At 62.7% G+C, this 16,844-nt stretch carries 13 protein-coding genes; 8 read left to right on the plus strand and 5 right to left on the minus strand.

What is annotated here, in order from left to right:
* Positions 1-57 precede the first annotated feature (57 nt).
* The 3 genes from L8F45_RS05110 to L8F45_RS05120 all read right to left on the minus strand — a co-directional run bounded on the left by L8F45_RS05110 (position 58) and on the right by L8F45_RS05120 (position 5,786).
* Complete coding sequence (locus L8F45_RS05110) at positions 58-1,686, minus strand: hydantoinase B/oxoprolinase family protein (RefSeq protein WP_342361806.1); 1,629 nt, start codon at positions 1,684-1,686, stop codon at positions 58-60.
* Positions 1,687-3,762 (minus strand): hydantoinase/oxoprolinase family protein, encoded by a 2,076-nt coding sequence (locus L8F45_RS05115; RefSeq protein ID WP_342361807.1) that lies wholly within the window; start codon positions 3,760-3,762, stop codon positions 1,687-1,689.
* Positions 3,763-3,857: 95 nt separating this feature from the next.
* The gene (locus tag L8F45_RS05120; protein ID WP_342361808.1) at positions 3,858-5,786 is read right to left on the minus strand and encodes a CocE/NonD family hydrolase; all 1,929 of its coding nucleotides are present in this window, start codon (positions 5,784-5,786) and stop codon (positions 3,858-3,860) included.
* 173 nt (positions 5,787-5,959) lie between these two features.
* Here L8F45_RS05120 and L8F45_RS05125 point away from each other — a divergent pair, with 173 nt between their 5' ends.
* Together L8F45_RS05125 and L8F45_RS05130 are read left to right on the plus strand one after the other, a co-directional pair.
* Positions 5,960-6,520: a winged helix DNA-binding protein gene (locus L8F45_RS05125; protein ID WP_342361809.1), complete on the plus strand. Its 561-nt coding sequence runs from the start codon at positions 5,960-5,962 to the stop codon at positions 6,518-6,520.
* Entirely contained in the window at positions 6,517-7,563 is a 1,047-nt protein-coding gene (locus tag L8F45_RS05130; protein WP_342361810.1) for a threonine aldolase family protein, read from the plus strand. Before L8F45_RS05125 ends, L8F45_RS05130 begins: the two co-directional genes overlap by 4 nt.
* A gap of 9 nt (positions 7,564-7,572) precedes the next feature.
* Here the strand turns inward: L8F45_RS05130 and L8F45_RS05135 are convergent, their stop codons facing one another.
* Both L8F45_RS05135 and L8F45_RS05140 read right to left on the minus strand, forming a co-directional pair.
* Positions 7,573-8,745 carry a mandelate racemase/muconate lactonizing enzyme family protein gene (locus tag L8F45_RS05135; protein ID WP_342361811.1) on the minus strand — a complete coding sequence of 391 codons (1,173 nt, stop codon included), beginning with the start codon at positions 8,743-8,745 and terminating at the stop codon, positions 7,573-7,575.
* Between the two features lie 12 nt (positions 8,746-8,757).
* Complete coding sequence (locus tag L8F45_RS05140) at positions 8,758-9,504, minus strand: GntR family transcriptional regulator (protein ID WP_342361812.1); 747 nt, start codon at positions 9,502-9,504, stop codon at positions 8,758-8,760.
* A gap of 87 nt (positions 9,505-9,591) precedes the next feature.
* On the opposite strand from L8F45_RS05140, the gene L8F45_RS05145 reads away from it, so the two are divergent.
* The 6 genes from L8F45_RS05145 to L8F45_RS05170 all read left to right on the plus strand — a co-directional run bounded on the left by L8F45_RS05145 (position 9,592) and on the right by L8F45_RS05170 (position 16,835).
* Complete coding sequence (locus L8F45_RS05145; protein ID WP_342361813.1) at positions 9,592-10,632, plus strand: succinylglutamate desuccinylase/aspartoacylase family protein; 1,041 nt, start codon at positions 9,592-9,594, stop codon at positions 10,630-10,632.
* A 30-nt stretch (positions 10,633-10,662) separates the two neighbouring features.
* Positions 10,663-12,213, plus strand: a complete 1,551-nt coding sequence (locus tag L8F45_RS05150; RefSeq protein WP_342361814.1) for an ABC transporter substrate-binding protein — start codon at positions 10,663-10,665, stop codon at positions 12,211-12,213.
* A 97-nt stretch (positions 12,214-12,310) separates the two neighbouring features.
* Positions 12,311-13,255 (plus strand): ABC transporter permease, encoded by a 945-nt coding sequence (locus L8F45_RS05155; protein ID WP_342361815.1) that lies wholly within the window; start codon positions 12,311-12,313, stop codon positions 13,253-13,255.
* Positions 13,252-14,124 carry an ABC transporter permease gene (locus tag L8F45_RS05160; RefSeq protein ID WP_342361816.1) on the plus strand — a complete coding sequence of 291 codons (873 nt, stop codon included), beginning with the start codon at positions 13,252-13,254 and terminating at the stop codon, positions 14,122-14,124. Before L8F45_RS05155 ends, L8F45_RS05160 begins: the two co-directional genes overlap by 4 nt.
* A gap of 39 nt (positions 14,125-14,163) precedes the next feature.
* Positions 14,164-15,648: a M81 family metallopeptidase gene (locus L8F45_RS05165; protein ID WP_342361817.1), complete on the plus strand. Its 1,485-nt coding sequence runs from the start codon at positions 14,164-14,166 to the stop codon at positions 15,646-15,648.
* An 11-nt stretch (positions 15,649-15,659) separates the two neighbouring features.
* Complete coding sequence (locus L8F45_RS05170; RefSeq protein WP_342361818.1) at positions 15,660-16,835, plus strand: mandelate racemase/muconate lactonizing enzyme family protein; 1,176 nt, start codon at positions 15,660-15,662, stop codon at positions 16,833-16,835.
* Positions 16,836-16,844: the final 9 nt, after the last annotated feature.

The following is a 16,844-nucleotide window of genomic DNA, read 5'->3' on the forward strand; positions in this document are numbered from 1 at the left end:
TTGACGAGATCACGCCTGCACCGCCCTGCAGGCGCGATTGCAATTCGTGCGAACGGTTCAAATGTTTGTCGGCGCTGCTCTCCGCGTCACGAATCCTTCTTCAATGTCACGCCTGATTACGGCTGCGTCGCGCAGGCGCGGATCGCCATAGCCGCCGCCGCCTGCCTCGTAAGTGACAATCGTATCGCCAGGCGCAAGGATGTAGCGCCCCTTCGGATGGACCTCTACCCCGTTGATCTCGACGCGGCGTCGCGCGCCGGGTTGGCCGCCCAGCATCCCAAGCGGAGGAAATTCGGTTCGTCCCGCGAGGCAGGAGATCGTCATCGGAAATTCGGTGTCGTTGATCATCTCGATGCGCTGGCCGAGCCCACCTCTGAACTGGCCGGCGCCGCCGCTATCGGCCAGCAGCGTCTTCGATATGACACGCAGGCCTGTGATATCCTCCCACACCTCGACCGGCGTGCTGGTCATATTGGACGGCGAAGGAGTTGTCGCGGCGCCGTCGATTCCTTTCAGCGCGCCGAATCCTCCCGATGCGAAGAAGATGCTTGATACGCCTTCGCCGCGCCGGTTGCGTCCCTGCACATTGATGAGGTTGAGCATGCCGCTGTCGGCTTGCGCCTTCTCCGGCAGCGCGTCAGCGAGCGCCCCGAAGATCAGCGGCTGGATGAAATGGCCGATGATGTGCCGGCCGCCGGTTGCGCTTGGCGGGGCGGCGTTGAGCACGCAGCCTTCCGGCGCAGACATGGAAATCGGGCGCGCCGATCCCTCGTTATTCGGAATGGACGGTGTCATCAGGCACTTGATCGCGTGCAGAGCCATGGCGCGGCTGTAGCAGAGCGGCACGTTGATCGCAGCGCCGACGGACGGCGAGCATCCCGTGAGATCGATATGCGCCTGCCCCTCCCGGATCGTCACCTCGCAGGCGAGCGTTAGCGCCTCCTGAACGCCCTCGATGTCGATGCGATTGGCGTAGACTCCTTCGGGAGTTTCGCGCAGCGCTTCGGACAGGCTTCTCTCTGACGAAAGCAGGATCGCATCCGCAAGCGGCGTGAGATCAGCAACGCCATATTCGTCCATCAGCTCGTTCACCATGCGCCCGCCGGCGGTCGTGCAGGCGACATTCGCCATGATGTCGCCCATGGTCTGCTGCGGGACGCGGACATTGGTCTCGATGATGGCGCGCAAGACCGGATCGATAACGCCCTCGCGAATGAATTTTGCAGGTGGAAGCCGGAGTCCTTCCTCATATATTTCGCGCGCCGTCGCGGAAAATCCGATGCCGCCAATGTCAGGCAGGTGCGTAATGCTCATGACATAGCCGATGATGACGCCTTTCCTCCAGATTGGCTGCGCGACGTTGATGTCGAAGAGATGGCCCGTGCCAAGCCAGGGATCGTTGGTCATCAGCACGTCGCCGGGCCGTAGCGTCGCCGCAGGATGCGCCGCGAGTAGATGCTGAAGCGTCATCTGCGCCGTGCCGGTGAAGGAGGGGACGCTGTAGCGTCCCTGCGCCAGCGCGCGCCCGGCGGCGTCGAAGATCACGCAGGAAAGGTCGTAGCTCTCTCGCACATTCGTCGAGAACGAGGCGCGCACCAGCGTGGAGACGATCTCGTCGGCGATCGAGATGAGGCGATCCCATTGAACGCCCAGCGCGATAGGATCGTAATCTGCCTTGCGCCGCATCTACAGCCTCACATCGATGACGAGATTGAGATCGGCGTCGACGATGAGCCTGTCGCCGGCGTGGATGACGCAGGTCGATTCCCGCTCCTCGATCAGCGCAGGGCCTTCGATCGTGAATCCCGGCGGCATGGCGTAGCGGTCATAGACGGGCCATGGCGCGAAGTCCTGCAGGTCAGACGACCACGCAGGGCGAAGGCCCTTAAGGGCCTCGCGCGCGTCACGATCGATCAGAAGTCGATGGGGGATTTCCGCTTCGGACGCGGGACCAGATATCTCGACTTTCCAGTTGACGATCTCGATAGCGCGGCCGGCGAAATCGAATCCGAACACGCGCCGATGCTCGCTTTCAAAGACGGCGCGAAGTTTGGCCGCATCGAGTCGATCGGCGGCGATTTCGATCTCGTAACCCTGACCTTCATAGCGCAGATCGAGGCGAGTTTCGATCCTCGTCTCGTCCACGGATGCGCCGGCGTCTTCAAGCATGCGCTTTGCGTCGGCGGCGAGTTGAGAGATGATCTGTTCAAGCTCGCCCTGCGCGTCACGCTCAAGCTGGAGCCGACGCGACCGCGCGACCTCAAACGCGATCGGGCTGCTGAGAAGCCCGAACGCGGACATGATTCCCGATCCGACAGGGCAGATCACCCGCGACATGTGAAGCTTGCGCGCGACCCGCGCGCCATGCAGCGGCCCCGATCCGCCGAAAACGATCATTGCGCAGCGCCGACAATCGACGCCGCGTTCGGACGCATGCACGCGGAAGGCGCGCGCCACATCCTCGCTGATGATTTCGTGAATACCCCACGCGGCGCGCGCGATATCGATGCCGAGCGGCCCTGCGATTTTCTCCTGCAGCGCCGTTTCAGCGGCTGACTTTTCGAGCTGCATCTCTCCGCCGAGGAACGACGCCGCATCAAGATAACCGAGCGCGAGATTGGCGTCGGTCAGCGTCGGACGCCGGCCGCCGCGCCCATAGCAGGCAGGGCCGGGATCGGCCCCGGCGCTGCGCGGCCCCACGGCGATGAGGCCGCGCGCATCGATCGAAGCGATGCTGCCGCCTCCAGCGCCGATCTCGATCATGTCGAGCACGGGAATTTTGACCGGCAGTCCACTGCCGAGCTTGAATTCATGCACGCGCGCGACTTCAAAATCATACCGCTTCAACGGCGCGCCGGAGCGCACAAGACAGCCCTTCGCCGTCGTCCCACCCATATCGAAGGAGAGCGCGTGGTCGGCGCCAAGGATGCGCGCATGTCTCGCGGACATCAGCGCGCCTGCGGCGGGCCCCGATTCGAGAAGCCGGATTGGAAATTGGCGCGCAAGCTCCGGCGTCAGAGATCCGCCGCTTGCGCCCATGATCAGGAGGCGGCCGGTAAAACCGAGCGCGCGAAGGCTCTTGTCAAGCGTTTCGAGATAGCGGTAAACCAGCGGCTGCACATAGGCGTTGAGACAGGCCGTGGTCCAGCGTGGATATTCGCGCGCGAACGGAAAAACTGACGCGGAGGTGGAAATCTTGAGATCGGGGAATCGATCCCGGATAAAGGCCGCAAGGGCATTTTCGTTCGCCGTATCGGCATAGGAGTGCAAGAGGCAGATGGCGACGGCCTCGACGCCGCGCGTCGCGATCGCATCCGCGAGAAAGGCCTCGACGCCATCGAAGGAAAGCGGCGCCAGTTCCGAACCATCATGGCGTATGCGTTCATTGATTTCGAATCTGAGCGCGCGTGAGACGACCGGTTCGGGAAATCGCAGCCTGAGATCGAACAGGTCGTAGCGGCGCTCCTGCCCCATATCGAGAAGATCGCGGAAGCCCCTGGTGACAAGCATCGCGATCGGCGCGCCCTTGCGCTCGATGATCGCATTCGTGACGAGCGTCGTACCGTGCGAGACGAGCAAAACGTCGCTCATGGCGAGGCCGGCGTCTCGCAGAATGTGCTGGCAGCCTTCGATCACGGCTTCTGAGGGGTCGGCCGGTGTCGTCAGTCTCTTGTGAGAGCGCGCCGTTTGGCTTTCGTCGTCGAACAGGGCGAAATCGGTGAATGTCCCGCCGATGTCGACGCCAATGCGATAGGAATTCATCTCCGGCCTTTCCGGCGCTGCAGGAACTCGGGCGCGCGCAGATAATGTTGACGCCGGCGCAGACTCAATCGCGCAGATCGCCGGCGAATTGCTGTTCAGCTTGCAACGATCGGCAGGACGATGCGGGACGGCCGTTCGGGACTGAGATGCACCGTATTGACCGCGCGAACCGTGTGCGTGTGCCGGCCGAGCGGTTCGCCCGTGTTCGGATTGACGTCGAATTGGGGAAAGCTCGACGAGGCGATATCGAGCCTGATGCGATGGCCGGTAGCGAATAGGTTTGATATGGGCGGCAGCACGATCGTGATCTCGCAGGCTTCGCCGGGCGTCATGAACTCCTCGCGATCGAAACCATTTCGAAACCGGGCGCGCAGCACCGAGTCCACGAGATTCATGTGAAAACCTTCGGGATAGTCGACGGTCGGCGGCGCGATATCGAGAAGCTTGGCGGTGAAGTCGGTGTCGAGCGCCGTCGACGACACCCACAACTTGACGCGTAATTGGCCCGTCACCTCGATCGGCGTCGTCAGCGGCTCGCTCTGGAACACAAGCACATCAGATCGCTCGGAGAGCAGGGGGTAAGGCGCGGTCGAACCATACATGTCCGGCCGCTCGCGCTGATGCATCGCGCCGTCGACGACGAACACTTTCATTCGCGCGCGTGGAATAATGTATTCCGGCGCCATGCCCGGCGGCAGCGGCGCCGATTCGAGGAACGGCGCCACACTGCCGCCAAGCGTCGGCACGGGCTTTTCCGGGTCGTGAGTCCAGCTCGCGCTGGCGTCATCGTCGGTCGGCGCGTCCGTCGAAAGCCGCCCGCCGGCGTGGAGATAGAAGGGCGTATCGAGGGCGCGCGCGAGCGGCCAGGTCTGCTCGGCGCGCCATCGTCCGCCGTGATCGACATGGCCGGAAGGCAGTTTCGCGCCCGTGCCCCCGCCCATCACGAACATGCGCACCGGCGGGTCCTTCTCGATGCCCGTGTCCTGGTCTTTCAACCAGCGATCGAACCAGCGCAACCTCTCGCGGTTGTAGATGCGATAACCCCAGGCGGAGTCGGGTCCGAAATCCACCTCGCCGACATTGCGATGGCCGGTGCGCATCGCAGTGTGGTTCCACGGCCCGACGACGAGTCGTTGCGGCGTCTTGTTGCGAGCGGCGAGAGCCGCGAATTGCTGCGTCACCTCTTCCGTGAACAGGTCGTACCAGCCAGTGGAGAGCACGACGGGAATGTCCGGAAATTGATCCCAGCGCGATTTGTAATGCAGCGTCTCCTGCGCCCAGAACTCGTTGAAGACGCCATCGCAGGTGTAGCGGAACAGGATGCGCTCGAGATTAGGCGCGGCGGCGAGTGGCGTCTGGCCTGATTTGAACGGCATGCTCTTGAGGAACGCTCGCAGATTCATGCCGCCCCATTCGACGCGCGCCATCGCGGCCGCGTCGTCGCGGATTTCCGGCGCGTCGCTGGCATGGACGAACAGCGCGGGGATCATCTGCATCGCCATGGCGCCGCCGCGGCGCGCTTCCCAATCGAACGCGCTGGTCGGGCTTGAATCGATCCAACAGGCTGCGAGATGCGGCGGGCGCGTCAGCGCCGCGACATTCTGCACCGATGCGCTGTGGGACGTGCCGACCATGCCGACGCGGCCATTGCTCCAGCGCTGCGCGGCGAGCCATTCGATCGTGTCGTAGCCGTCAACGCCTTCGAGCGGGTTGGCGCGGTGGTGATAATTGCCGACGTCTTCGGAATTTCCGCGCCCGCGCAGGTCCTGAACGGCGACGGCATAGCCATGGCGCGCGAAAAATTCACCGACAGGTTTCACCTGCATCACGGGGTTCGATTTGTCGTAGGAGGTCCGCGTCAGGATGACGGGGAAGGGGCCGGGCGCGGGCTCCCCGCTTGGGAGCGCCGGGCGATAGATATCGGTTGCGAGGCGAACGCCGTCCCGCATCGGGATCATCACGTCGTGCGAAACGATGATGGGAACTGACGCCGCGTCGCCGGAGTGTGTGTTTCGCTCGCTCATGATCGCCGGCCTTCTGTCGCGCCATCCTAGATCATGTCGTGAGCGCCTCGACGGACGCAAATCGCCAGTAATTTGCGTGACGCGGTCGCGTTTGCCGCAGAGCACAAGTTGCGCCTGCGGCGTTGCGCGCGGCGGCGGATTGGCGGATCGTGGCCCGGTCTTGGACAGGCGCGATGAAAGCCAACAGAACCGACGAGTTGGGCGCGGGGGAAGCGGTCCCGCAATCTCCGGCCAGCAGGCGGCTGAGCGGATTTGAATATCAGCTCATGACGCTGATGTTCGGGTTCCAGCGCTGGGTGGAGAACTGCATGGCGGCGGCCGACGTCCACGGTCTTGGCGCTCTCGACATCCTCGTTCTTCACGCGGTCAATCATCGCGCCCGGGGCCGACGGCTGACCGATATCTGCATGGTGCTGAATATCGACGACGGCTATCTCATCTCCTACGCCCTCAAGAAGCTGTTGGCGGCGGGCCTTATCATCGCCGAGCGCAAAGGGCGCGAACGTCATTTCAGCACGACGGAGGAGGGTGATCGCGCCTGCTTCGCCTATCGCGGGGCGCGTGAGGCTTTTCTCGTGCAGCCATTTTTTATTGGCGAGACAGGACAAGGAGAGCTGGACGCCGTCGCCGCATTTCTGTCGCAGATGACGTCGACCTACGATCAGGCCGGCCGCAACGCGACGGTCGCAACGCTTGATCGGCCGAAAGCGCCGCCGTTGCGGACGAAGAAATGACGGCGCCGCGGATGGCTGTCATCGATCTCCGCAGCGACTTGCTCGCGCCGCCCGACAACGCTCTTGTCTCGGAGATTCTTGCAGCGTTGCGCGAGCCGGCCGAGTTCGAGCTGCGCGGCGATCCCCGGCAGGCGCGCGTGGAAGAGCGCATCGCGCGGCTCCTCGGGACCGAGGATGCGCTTCTGTTTCCGACTTGCACCATGGCGAACCAGTGCGCGCTGGCGCTGCTGACGCGGCCCGGCGACGCCGTGTTGACGCAACTCGACGCGCATGTCCTGGTTTCAGAGGCCGGAGGCGCGGCGGCGATCGCAGGCGTGCAGATCATGGCTGCTGCGGGCGATCCTGCTGCTCTCGATGTCGAGGCGTGGCGCGATGCGCTGTCCGCGGCTCGCAGCGTTCAGGCGCCGCGCGTTGGCGCGATCGTTATCGAGAATACCCACAACCGATCCGGTGGGCGCATCGTCGCGCACAGCGCTGTCCAATCAATCATTAACACGGCGCGCGAGCGAGGCGTGAAAGTCCATCTCGATGGCGCCAGGCTTTTCAATGCGAGCGTCGCGTCGGGCGTCGAGGCTTCGGAATTGGCGCGTGGCTTCGACACGATCGCGCTCAGCCTCAACAAGGGGCTCGGCGGATTGTTCGGCGCGGCGCTTGCGGGTTCTCATGCTGTTATCGCCGAGGCGCTTGCGCTCCGCCAACGGCTTGGCGGCGGCATGCGACGCATGGGCGTTTTTGCGGCGGCCGTCGAGTCATGTCTCGACAACATTCCGCGCCTTGCCGAGGATCATCGCCGCGCGCGATTTCTGGCGGAGGGGATATCGGCTCGCAGCGATATTGCGTGCCTTGAGAAGGTTGAAACGAATATTGTCATGATCAAAGCGCCGCCGCCGTGGCGGTCCGCGGAAGCATTACGCGACGCGCTTGCAGCGAAAGGCGTGCTGACGCTTGCGATGCCGGGTGGCCGCCTGCGCATGACGATTCATCGCGGCATTGACGACGCCGCGATTCACCGCGCGACGGAGGTATTCGCGAGCTTGCTCTGAATGAGCCCACTACTGGAACAGCGGCGCGACGTCAGGCGCGTAGCGGGCGAGCTTGTCGCGGTCGATCGTGACGCCAAGGCCTGGGCGATCGGGAATCGACAGCCAGCCATCGGCGTCGAGCGCAAAGGGCTCAGCCAGAATGCCGTCGACATAGGGGCTGCCGCCGATAAATTCGACGAGATCGGCGTCCGGGAAGGCGGAAGCCATCTGCAGATCGGCCGCGACGCCGAGCGCCGTATTCCAGCCATGGCCGATATATTTCACGCCGAAATCATACGCCATCCAGGCGATGCGACGCTGTTCGGAAATGCCGCCGACCTTGGTGACGTCAGGCTGCACGATGTCGATGGCGCCGCGCGTGAGCCAGGGAATGAAGGCCTGACGACGGGTGAGCACTTCGCAGCCGGCGATCGGCACCGGAGAACATCGTCGCAGCTCCCAATAATCGTCGATCGCGTCCGGCCTCACCGGCTCCTCGAACCAGCCGACGTTGAAATCCTTCAGCATCTCGGCGGTGCGCTTGGCCCATTTGAAGCCGTGCGGCCAGAGCGCGTCGCTGGCGCCCGCATCGACAAAGAGTTTCGAAGAGTCGCCCGCGGCCTCGCGCGCTGCGCGCACGATCGCTTCGTCGAGCTTCACGTCGAGCGCGCGTCCGAACGGACCCCAGCCGATCTTGAATGCGGTGAAGCCCTGCGCGCGATATTGCGCGACAAGATCAAACATCGCCTTTGGCTCCTCCATGAGGAGGGAACAGTAAGGCTGCACGCGCGAGCGCAGCCCGCCGCCGAGCAGGCGGCCGACGCTCATACCCGTCGCTTGGCCAAGAATGTCCCAGAGCGCGATGTCGATGCCGCTGATCGTGTGCGTGAGCGTACCGCCGCGGCCCATCCAGAAACTGTTCTGATGAAGCTTCTCGCTGACGCGCTCCGGCGTCAACGCGTCCTCATTGCGATAAAGCGGCTCCAGCACCTTGAGCGCGGCTTGCACGAGGCGGCCGTCCGTGAACACGCTGCCATAGCCAGTCAAACCCTGATCGGTGTGAACAGCGATGATCGCGTGAATTGAATCCTCGGGCCTGATCTCCGCCGACCAGCCGCCTTTCGGGCTCTCGCCGAAGAGGGGCGCAGCTTCGATCCGCGTGATGCGGAACGGCGGCAGCCCCGCCTTGCCTGGTGACGGCATGAACATCTCCGACTATTTGCCGTCGCGCTCGGCGCGGCGCTTCTGAATGATGGCCTCGTAATCCACTGCGTGATTCATCACGGTGATATGTTCGTCGAGCGTCTTGCGGATCGCCGCGCTGCGCCCGGTTTCGATGACCGCCAGAAGCTCTCGATGTTCGTCGACAATCGCCGGCATCGGTTTGCCGAGCGTGGCGAGACCGAAAATAATGGTGAATTGCCGCGCCAGCGTCTCCCACAGTTCGATGGTGACGCTGTTTCCGCCGAGTCGGCACAGTGCGCGATGAAAGTCTGTGTCGGCGGCGGCGAGACCGTAAGCGTCGCCGCGCGCAGCCATCAGGTCCATCTCGCGCACGGCGGCGCGCAGCGGGTCGAGGTGGGAGCCTTTGTTGCGTTTGCCGCGCACGGCGCGCTCTGTCGCGCTTGCCTCCAGCGCCACACGCGCTTCGATCAGTTCATCGACGCGCTCATTCGTGACCGGTCGCAGTCTGATGCCGCGATAAGGCTCGTTGATCACGATGCCCTGGCTTTCAAGCAGGCGCAGCGCTTCCCGAACCGGCACGCGGCTGACGCCCAATTTGCGCGCGAGATCGGCTTCGACGATGCGATCGCCCGGCAGAATGGCTCCGGCGGCGGCGGCCGGCACAATCGCATCGATAACGAGATCGACGAGTGTTTGCGGCTGAAGCGGGCGGAGTTCGCCGCCATTGTCTGCGGGCGCGTATCCCGTATTCGTCTTACGCCGTCTGATCGACATCATCTCCATGCGATCCGCTGCGGCAGCTCCCTTGACTCGGCTGCAGATTGTATACGATGCTACATCCGGTGAGGCAAGGGAGGCCGGGGATTGAGCGCCGAGGTCAAGAGCCGCGTCCGTTGCGAGATCGATTTCGACAGGAATGGGCGTCAAGCCGCCTACCTGCATGCGCCTTTGTCGCGCAACGATTCAGGCTGGGGCGTCGTTCAGATTCCGATCTACGTCGTGAAGAACGGCAAGGGCCCAACAGTGCTTCTCACCGGCGGCGTGCATGGCAACGAATATGAGGGACCGATTGCCGTCTCGCGGCTCGCCATGTCGCTCAAGCCTGAGGAGGTGAATGGCCGCGTGATCATGATGCCGGCGGTGAACGTGCCGGCGGTGTTGGCCAACACGCGTCTGACTCCGGTCGATCAGCGCGACATCAATCGCTGTTTCCCCGGCGATCCGCGCGGCAGCTTCTCGCAGATGCTCGCGCATTTCCTCGACAGCGTGGTGCTGCCGCATGTCGATGTCTCGGTCGATCTTCACACCGCGGGGCATTCCGCGGATTCAGCGCTGTCGACGAACATGCATTACATCGACGATGCCGCCATTCGCGAAAAGACGATGGCGACCGCCGCGGCCTTCGGCGCGCCGTTCAATGCTGTCTTCTGGGGCGTGGACGAAGGCGCGACATTCACTTCGGCGGTCGAGAAGCGCGGCATCGTGTCGATAGGCACCGAACTCGGCGGCTGGGGCCGCGTGAATATCGAGGGCGTGCGCATCGCGGATCGCGGCGTGCGCAACGTCCTGAAGCATTGGGGTGTGATCGAGGGTCGCCCCGATACGGCTCAGCGCGACGGGTCGCCTTCCACGCGGCACATGATGGTCAGCGATCCCGCGGCTTATTCTTTTCTGCCGCGGACAGGGTTGTTCGAGCCGCGCAATCTTGTCGGCGATACGGTGAAGGCGGGCGATCTCGCGGGCCTCCTCCACTTTGTCGAGGACATCGACGCTCCGCCGATCGAAATCCGCTATCGCGCGAGCGGCGTGCTCTGGATGGGCGCCGGCCCCGGGCGGGCGCAGCGCGGCGACTGCGTCGCAGTCGTCATGCGGGATTATGACGAGGCGCTCGCGGCCGCGGCGTAAGCAGCGTTCGCAGCAGGAGGAGGGTGCATCATGATCACACGCAGGCATTTCGGTTCTGTCGCTGCAGGTGCGATCGCCGCCGCGCAGGCTGGCGACGCTTTTGCGCAGGCTCCGCGCAAGGGCGGCGACGCAATCCTCGCCATCGCGCAGGCGCCGCCGTCGCTCGATGCGCATATCACGTCGGCGCAGGCGTCGCGCAATGTGACGTTGCATATGTACGAGACGCTTTTTGCGCGCGACGAGAACGCTACTCCCGTTCCGGAGCTGGCGGAAGGCGTCAATATCAGCGCTGACGGGCGGACCTACACATTTCCCATTCGCAAGAACGTCAAGTTCCACAATGGCAAGGAGCTCGACGCGAAAGATGTCGCCGCTTCGATTGACCGCTACCGCAAGGTCGGGGCGTCGCCGGCATTGGTCAGCGCGATCGACAAGATTGACGCCAGCGGCGCAAGCGAACTCACGATCCGGCTGAAGCAGCCGCAATCGACATTCCTTGATAATATTTCATCACCGCGCGCGCCGATCGCGATCTATCCCGCGAGCGAAGCCGCAAAAGAGGCGGGCAAGATCGAATATATCGGCACCGGCCCGTATAAATTCGTCGAGTACAAGCCCGACAGCCATGTGAAGATCACGCGCTATGACGGCTATGCCTTCAACCCCAAGGGCAAGCAGGAGCGCGATGGCTTCGCCGGCAAGAAGGAAGCCTTCATCGATACGGTGACGTTCCGTTTCATGCCGGAGATGGGCGCGCGCGTCTCCGCCATGGAGGCCGGCGAAATCCATCACAACGAGACTGTTGATGGCCCGACCGCCAAGCGTCTTGCCTCCGACAAGCGCTTCACGATCTACAAGGTGCTGCCTTTCGCCGTGCAGGCGATCAAGTTCAATCAGGCGAAGGCGCCGGGCAGCGACGTTAATTTCCGCCTTGCCGTACAGGCGGCGCTCGATATGGAGGAGATTATGGGGATCTCCTACGCCGACATCTATCAGCTCGATGCGAGCTGGCTCTATCCCGGCCACGCCTTCTACAGCAAGGCTGGTGCCGAGAAATACAACAAGGCTGACCTGAAACTCGGCAAGGAGCTGCTGGCGAAATCAGGCTACAAGGGCGAGAAGCTGACCTTCATCACCGACGCGTTCCGTCCCAATGTCGACGTCGCGACCGTCTTCCAGCAGCGTCTGAAGGACATCGGCGTCAATGTTGAAGTGGCGGTCAATGACTGGCCGACAGTTTCTAAGGTCGGCTTTACGCCGACAGGCTGGGACTTCTGGACGCATGGCATTGGCATCGAACCCTATGAAGGGCCGGGATCGGTGATGGCGATATGGGTGAATGGCCTGTCACAAGGCGGCGCGAAGGATCCCAAGATCGACGATCTGGCGCAGAAGTTCGCCGCCGAGCCGGACGAGGCGAAGCGCAGGGCGCTGTTCGCCGAATTCCAGCAATACATGTACGACGCCGCGGTTTGCATGAAGGCGGGGAATTTCGGCCAGTTCCAGGTTGCGACGGCGAAGCTGAAAAATTTCACGCCCTATCGCATTCCGCGCATGTGGGGCGCATGGCTGGAGGCGTGACGCCGCGCCGGTCGGAGAACCGGCCTGCGGGCAACCTGACGATGAGACTGCGCCCGTGCGCAGCTTCATTGCGCATGATTTCGTAACTGGACAAGACATGGGACGATACCTGGCGCGTCGGCTCGCCGGAGCGGCCATCGTGCTGTTCCTGGTGTCGCTGATGACGTTTGCGATGATATGGCTGGTGCCGGGAGATCCGGCTTCGGCTTTTCTCGATGCAAGCGCGACGCCCGAGCAGGTGGCGCGCCTCCGCACGGCATTGGGTCTCGACAAGTCTCTGCCGCTCCAGATGCTTGACTGGTATGGCCGCGTTCTGCGCGGCGATCTCGGCCAGTCGATCCTTCTCAATCGATCGGTCGCCGCAGCGCTGATGGAGCGCCTGCCGGTGACTCTGTCCCTGGCCGGATTTGCGCTCGTCTTTGCAGTTTTTTTTGGCGTTGCGGCGGGAACTGTCGCAGCGGTGAACCATAATCGCTGGCCCGATCAAGTCGTGATGACAGCTGCGTTGTTCGGTCTCTCGACACCGGATTTCTGGCTCGGGCTCGTGCTCGTTCTTGTCTTCGCGGTCGAACTCGGCTGGTTGCCGAGCGGTGGCTTCGTCGCGCTGATGGACAACCCTCTGGGCTGGTTGCGTTCGATCACGCTGCCAGCGCTGACCCTCGGGCTGGTTCAAGTCGGCTTCATCGCCCGCATGGCGCGCGCCTCCATGCTCGAAGCGCTCAGCCAGGATTTCGTGCGAACCGCGCGCGCAAAAGGTCTGTCTCGCTTCACCGTTGTTGTCAGGCACAGCTTGCCCAACGCGCTCATCCCGATTCTCACCGTGATTGGCATCGTCGCCGGCGCGCTGCTTGGCGGCGCCGTGATCATCGAGCAGGTTTTTTCCGTTCCAGGCGTCGGGCGGCTGATCATCGGCGCGATCGCGGCGCGCGATTTCCCGGTCATGCAGGGCGGGCTGCTTTTTCTTGCGGTGCTCTACCTCTTTGTGAATCTCGTTGTCGACATTCTCTATGCGGTGGTCGATCCGCGCGTGAGGCTCGTATGAGCGTCTGCGTCATGAATGACTTGCATGTCGGCCGGAGTCCGGCGCGCGAGGCGCTGGGACGACTTCTGCGACACCGTTCTTTCGTGATCGGCGCGACGTTGATGCTGGTGATGGTCGTCAACGCTTTAGGCGCGGACTGGCTCGCTCCGTTCGACCCGCTACGCAACAATTTCCGCGCGCGCCTGCATCCGCCGGATACTGTGAACTGGTTCGGAGCAGATCACTTCGGCCGCGACATCCTGAGCCGCGTGATGTTCGGCGCGCGCACCTCGATCGCGATCGGCGCCATGGTTGTCGTTTTGACGGGGGTCTGCGGCGTCGCGATTGGCGCCACGGCGGGATATTTCTGGCGTTTCGATCAGCCATTGATGCGGTTGATGGATGCTCTCATGGCGTTTCCATCCATCGTGCTTGCGATGGTCGTCAGTGCGGTGCTGGGAGCGTCAATCACCAACGTCGTCATCGCGCTGTCGATCGCTACAACGCCGCACACCGCGCGTATCGTTCGCGCCTCGGTGCTCCTGGGGAAAGAGTTGAATTATGTTGAGGCGATCCGGGGGCTCGGGGCGAGCGAGTTCCGCATTCTGTTTCGGCATGTGCTGATGAATTCGCTGGGGCCTCTGATTGTTCGACTGACCTATGTCTTCGCGATCGCCATCCTGTCGGAGGCGGCATTGTCGTTCGTCGGCGCGGGACCGCCGCCGCCGGCGCCGACTTTCGGATCGATTATCGCGCAAGGACGGGATTTCATGCGCGAGGCGCCCTGGATCACGGTCTTTCCCGGGCTTGCGATCATGTTCTGTGTGCTGGGGCTTAACCTCATGGGCGACGGCCTGCGCGACGTCCTCGATCCCAGAATGAAGATATGAGCGCCGCCAACCAATTTATTTTCGTTTCAGGAGCTGATCATGAAGCGCATTCTTATCGTCGAGTGCATGCAAGAGATTTCCTCCTTCAATCCAATGCCATCGGGATATGAGAATTTTCATATCCGGCGCGGTGAGGAGGTCTACGAACAGCGGGGCAAGAACCTGTCGATCGGCGGGGCGCTTGCGGTTTTCGAGGCTCGCCGGGATATCGAGGTCATTCCGGCGATCTCTGCTCGCTCGGGCAGCGCAGGCCTTCTCTCGGCGGAAGGCTGGCGCAAACTGTCCGGGCGGATCATGGCGGAGGTGAAAGCCAGGATCGACAGTGTCGACGCGGTCTATTTCTCGCTGCACGGCGCCATGGGCGCGGATGGAGAGCTTGATCCCGAAGGCTTCCTGCTCAAGGAGACGCGCGCGCTTGCCGGGAACAAGCCGATCGTGATCTCGCTTGATCTGCATGGCATCCTGACCGACCGCATGCTGAAGCAGATCGATGGGCTCGCGATCTACTGGACGTATCCCCATGTCGATTTCTTCGACACCGGTAGGCGCGCGGCGGAACTGCTGCTGCGCATCATGGACAGGCTGGTGAAGCCGAAAATCGCGCGTGTGGTCATTCCGTCATTGGTTCGGGGCGACGAGCTGATCACAAAAATCGGATGCTACGGCGATCTCTTACGTGAATGCACGCGGCTTGAAGCCGAGGGCGTCGCCATGGCTGCAGGCATCATGATCGGCAATCCGTTCACCGACGTGCCCGAGCTTTGCTCGCAGGTTCTCGTTATGACGGACGGTGACGACGAGGTTGCGAAACGCGAAGCAATTCGCCTTGCGGAGGAGTTCTGGCCGCTTCGATTCCGGATGCAGGGCAAGCTCATCTCGCTTGATCGGGCGATTGCGCAGGCGAAGTCAATCGAAGGCCCCGTGATTTTCACCGACGCGGCCGATGCGACGTCATCGGGCGCATCGGGAGACAGCAACGCCATTATCGATGCGTTGAGGAGGGCCAGCTATGGTAAGCGCGTGCTGGCGCCGATCGTAGATGCGGCTGCGGCGGAGGCCGCGGTGAAGGCGGGCGTCGGCGGCGAGATCGAGGTGACACTCGGCGGCTCTGTTGATCCCCGGCGCTATACGCCAATGAAAGTCAGGGCGCGCGTGAAGTTATTGTCAGACGGCTCGGCGCGACTCGAAACCATGAAGGCGCCGCTTGAGGCTGGCCCGACAGCGGTGCTGACCTTCGATAATTTCACGGTTCTGGTAATGAGCCGGTCAGTCAGCCTGTTCGATCGGGCGATGTATTTCGCGAATGGGCTTAATCCCAGGGATTTTGATTTGATCGTGGTGAAATCGCCTCACACAGAGCACCACATGTTCGACTCCTGGTCCGAGAAGAATTTCAATATCGATGCACCCGGCGCGACATCCGCCAACCTGAAAAGTCTCGGCCATACCATTTGCGCCAGGCCGATGTATCCGCTTGACGAGAACGTGACGTTTGCGCCTCGCGCTGCGATCTACGGACGCTGAGGACCGCAGCTATGAAGATCGACGCCGTCGACTTTTTCTATCTGTCCATGCCCGAAGTGACCGACGAAGCCGATGGCAGCCAGGACGGGTTGCTCGTGCGCGTGCAAGCGGGCGAGCACACAGGCTGGGGCGAATGCGAGGCCGCGCCGTTGCCTTCGATCGCCGCCTTCGTCTGCCCGAAATCCCATGGCGTCTGTCGGCCCGTCGCCGACTCCGTGCTTGGACGACCGCTGCGCGATGTCGCGGACATCCAGCGCATTTCGGCTGACGTCGCCTATAACTCAATGGACCTGCTTCAGGCGCCGCACACTTTCTCCGGCGTCGAAATGGCGTTGCGGGATGCGCTCGGCAAGGCGCGCGGAGAGCCCGTGTGGCGGATGCTCGGATATCGCAAGAGCTATCCGAAAACGCCTTACGCATCCGTACTCTTTGGCGATACGCCCGATGAGACCTTGAGCCGTGCAAGAGACGCCCGCCAGCGCAATTTTCGAGCGGCGAAATTTGGCTGGGGGCCAATCGGGCGCGGCTCGGCGGCCGATGACGCCGATCATTTTGTGGCGGCGCGCGAGGGATTGGGCGTGGACGGGATTCTGCTCGTCGATACCGGGCAGATCTTCATCGATGATGTCGAGCGCGCGGCCGAACGTCTGCCGGCTCTTGAGCAAGCCAATGTGACCTGGTTCGAGGAGCCGTTCGCCGCAAGCGCGCTCGAAAGCTATGGCGCTCTGGCGAAGCGAAGTCGCAAGGTGAAGCTTGCGGGAGGGGAGGGCGCTCACAACGCCTATATGGCGAAGCATCTCATCGATATCGGAGGCGTCGGCTTTATCCAGATAGATTGCGGCCGCATCGGCGGCATCGGGCCGTCGAAAGAGATTGCGGATTACGCAGTCGCCAAAGGCGTGACCTTCGTCAATCACACCTTTACGTCGCATCTCGCGCTCTCGGCCTCGATGCAGGCCTTCGCCGGGCTTGAAGATCACAAGATCTGCGAATTTCCGGCGATGCCCAAATCGCTTGCTATCGACATGACGGCGAATCATCTCCAACCGGATTCCAATGGCGAGATCGCGGCGCCGGATACGCCGGGCCTCGGAATCGATATCCATAAGGAGAACGTGCGAAGCTATCTCGTTGACGTCGATATTCACGTGAACGGGCGCCAGCTTTTCACGACCGCCAAAATCTAGTGGGGTCAA

This window comes from Terrirubrum flagellatum (assembly GCF_022059845.1).
GTDB classification, from domain to species: domain Bacteria; phylum Pseudomonadota; class Alphaproteobacteria; order Rhizobiales; family Beijerinckiaceae; genus Terrirubrum; species Terrirubrum flagellatum.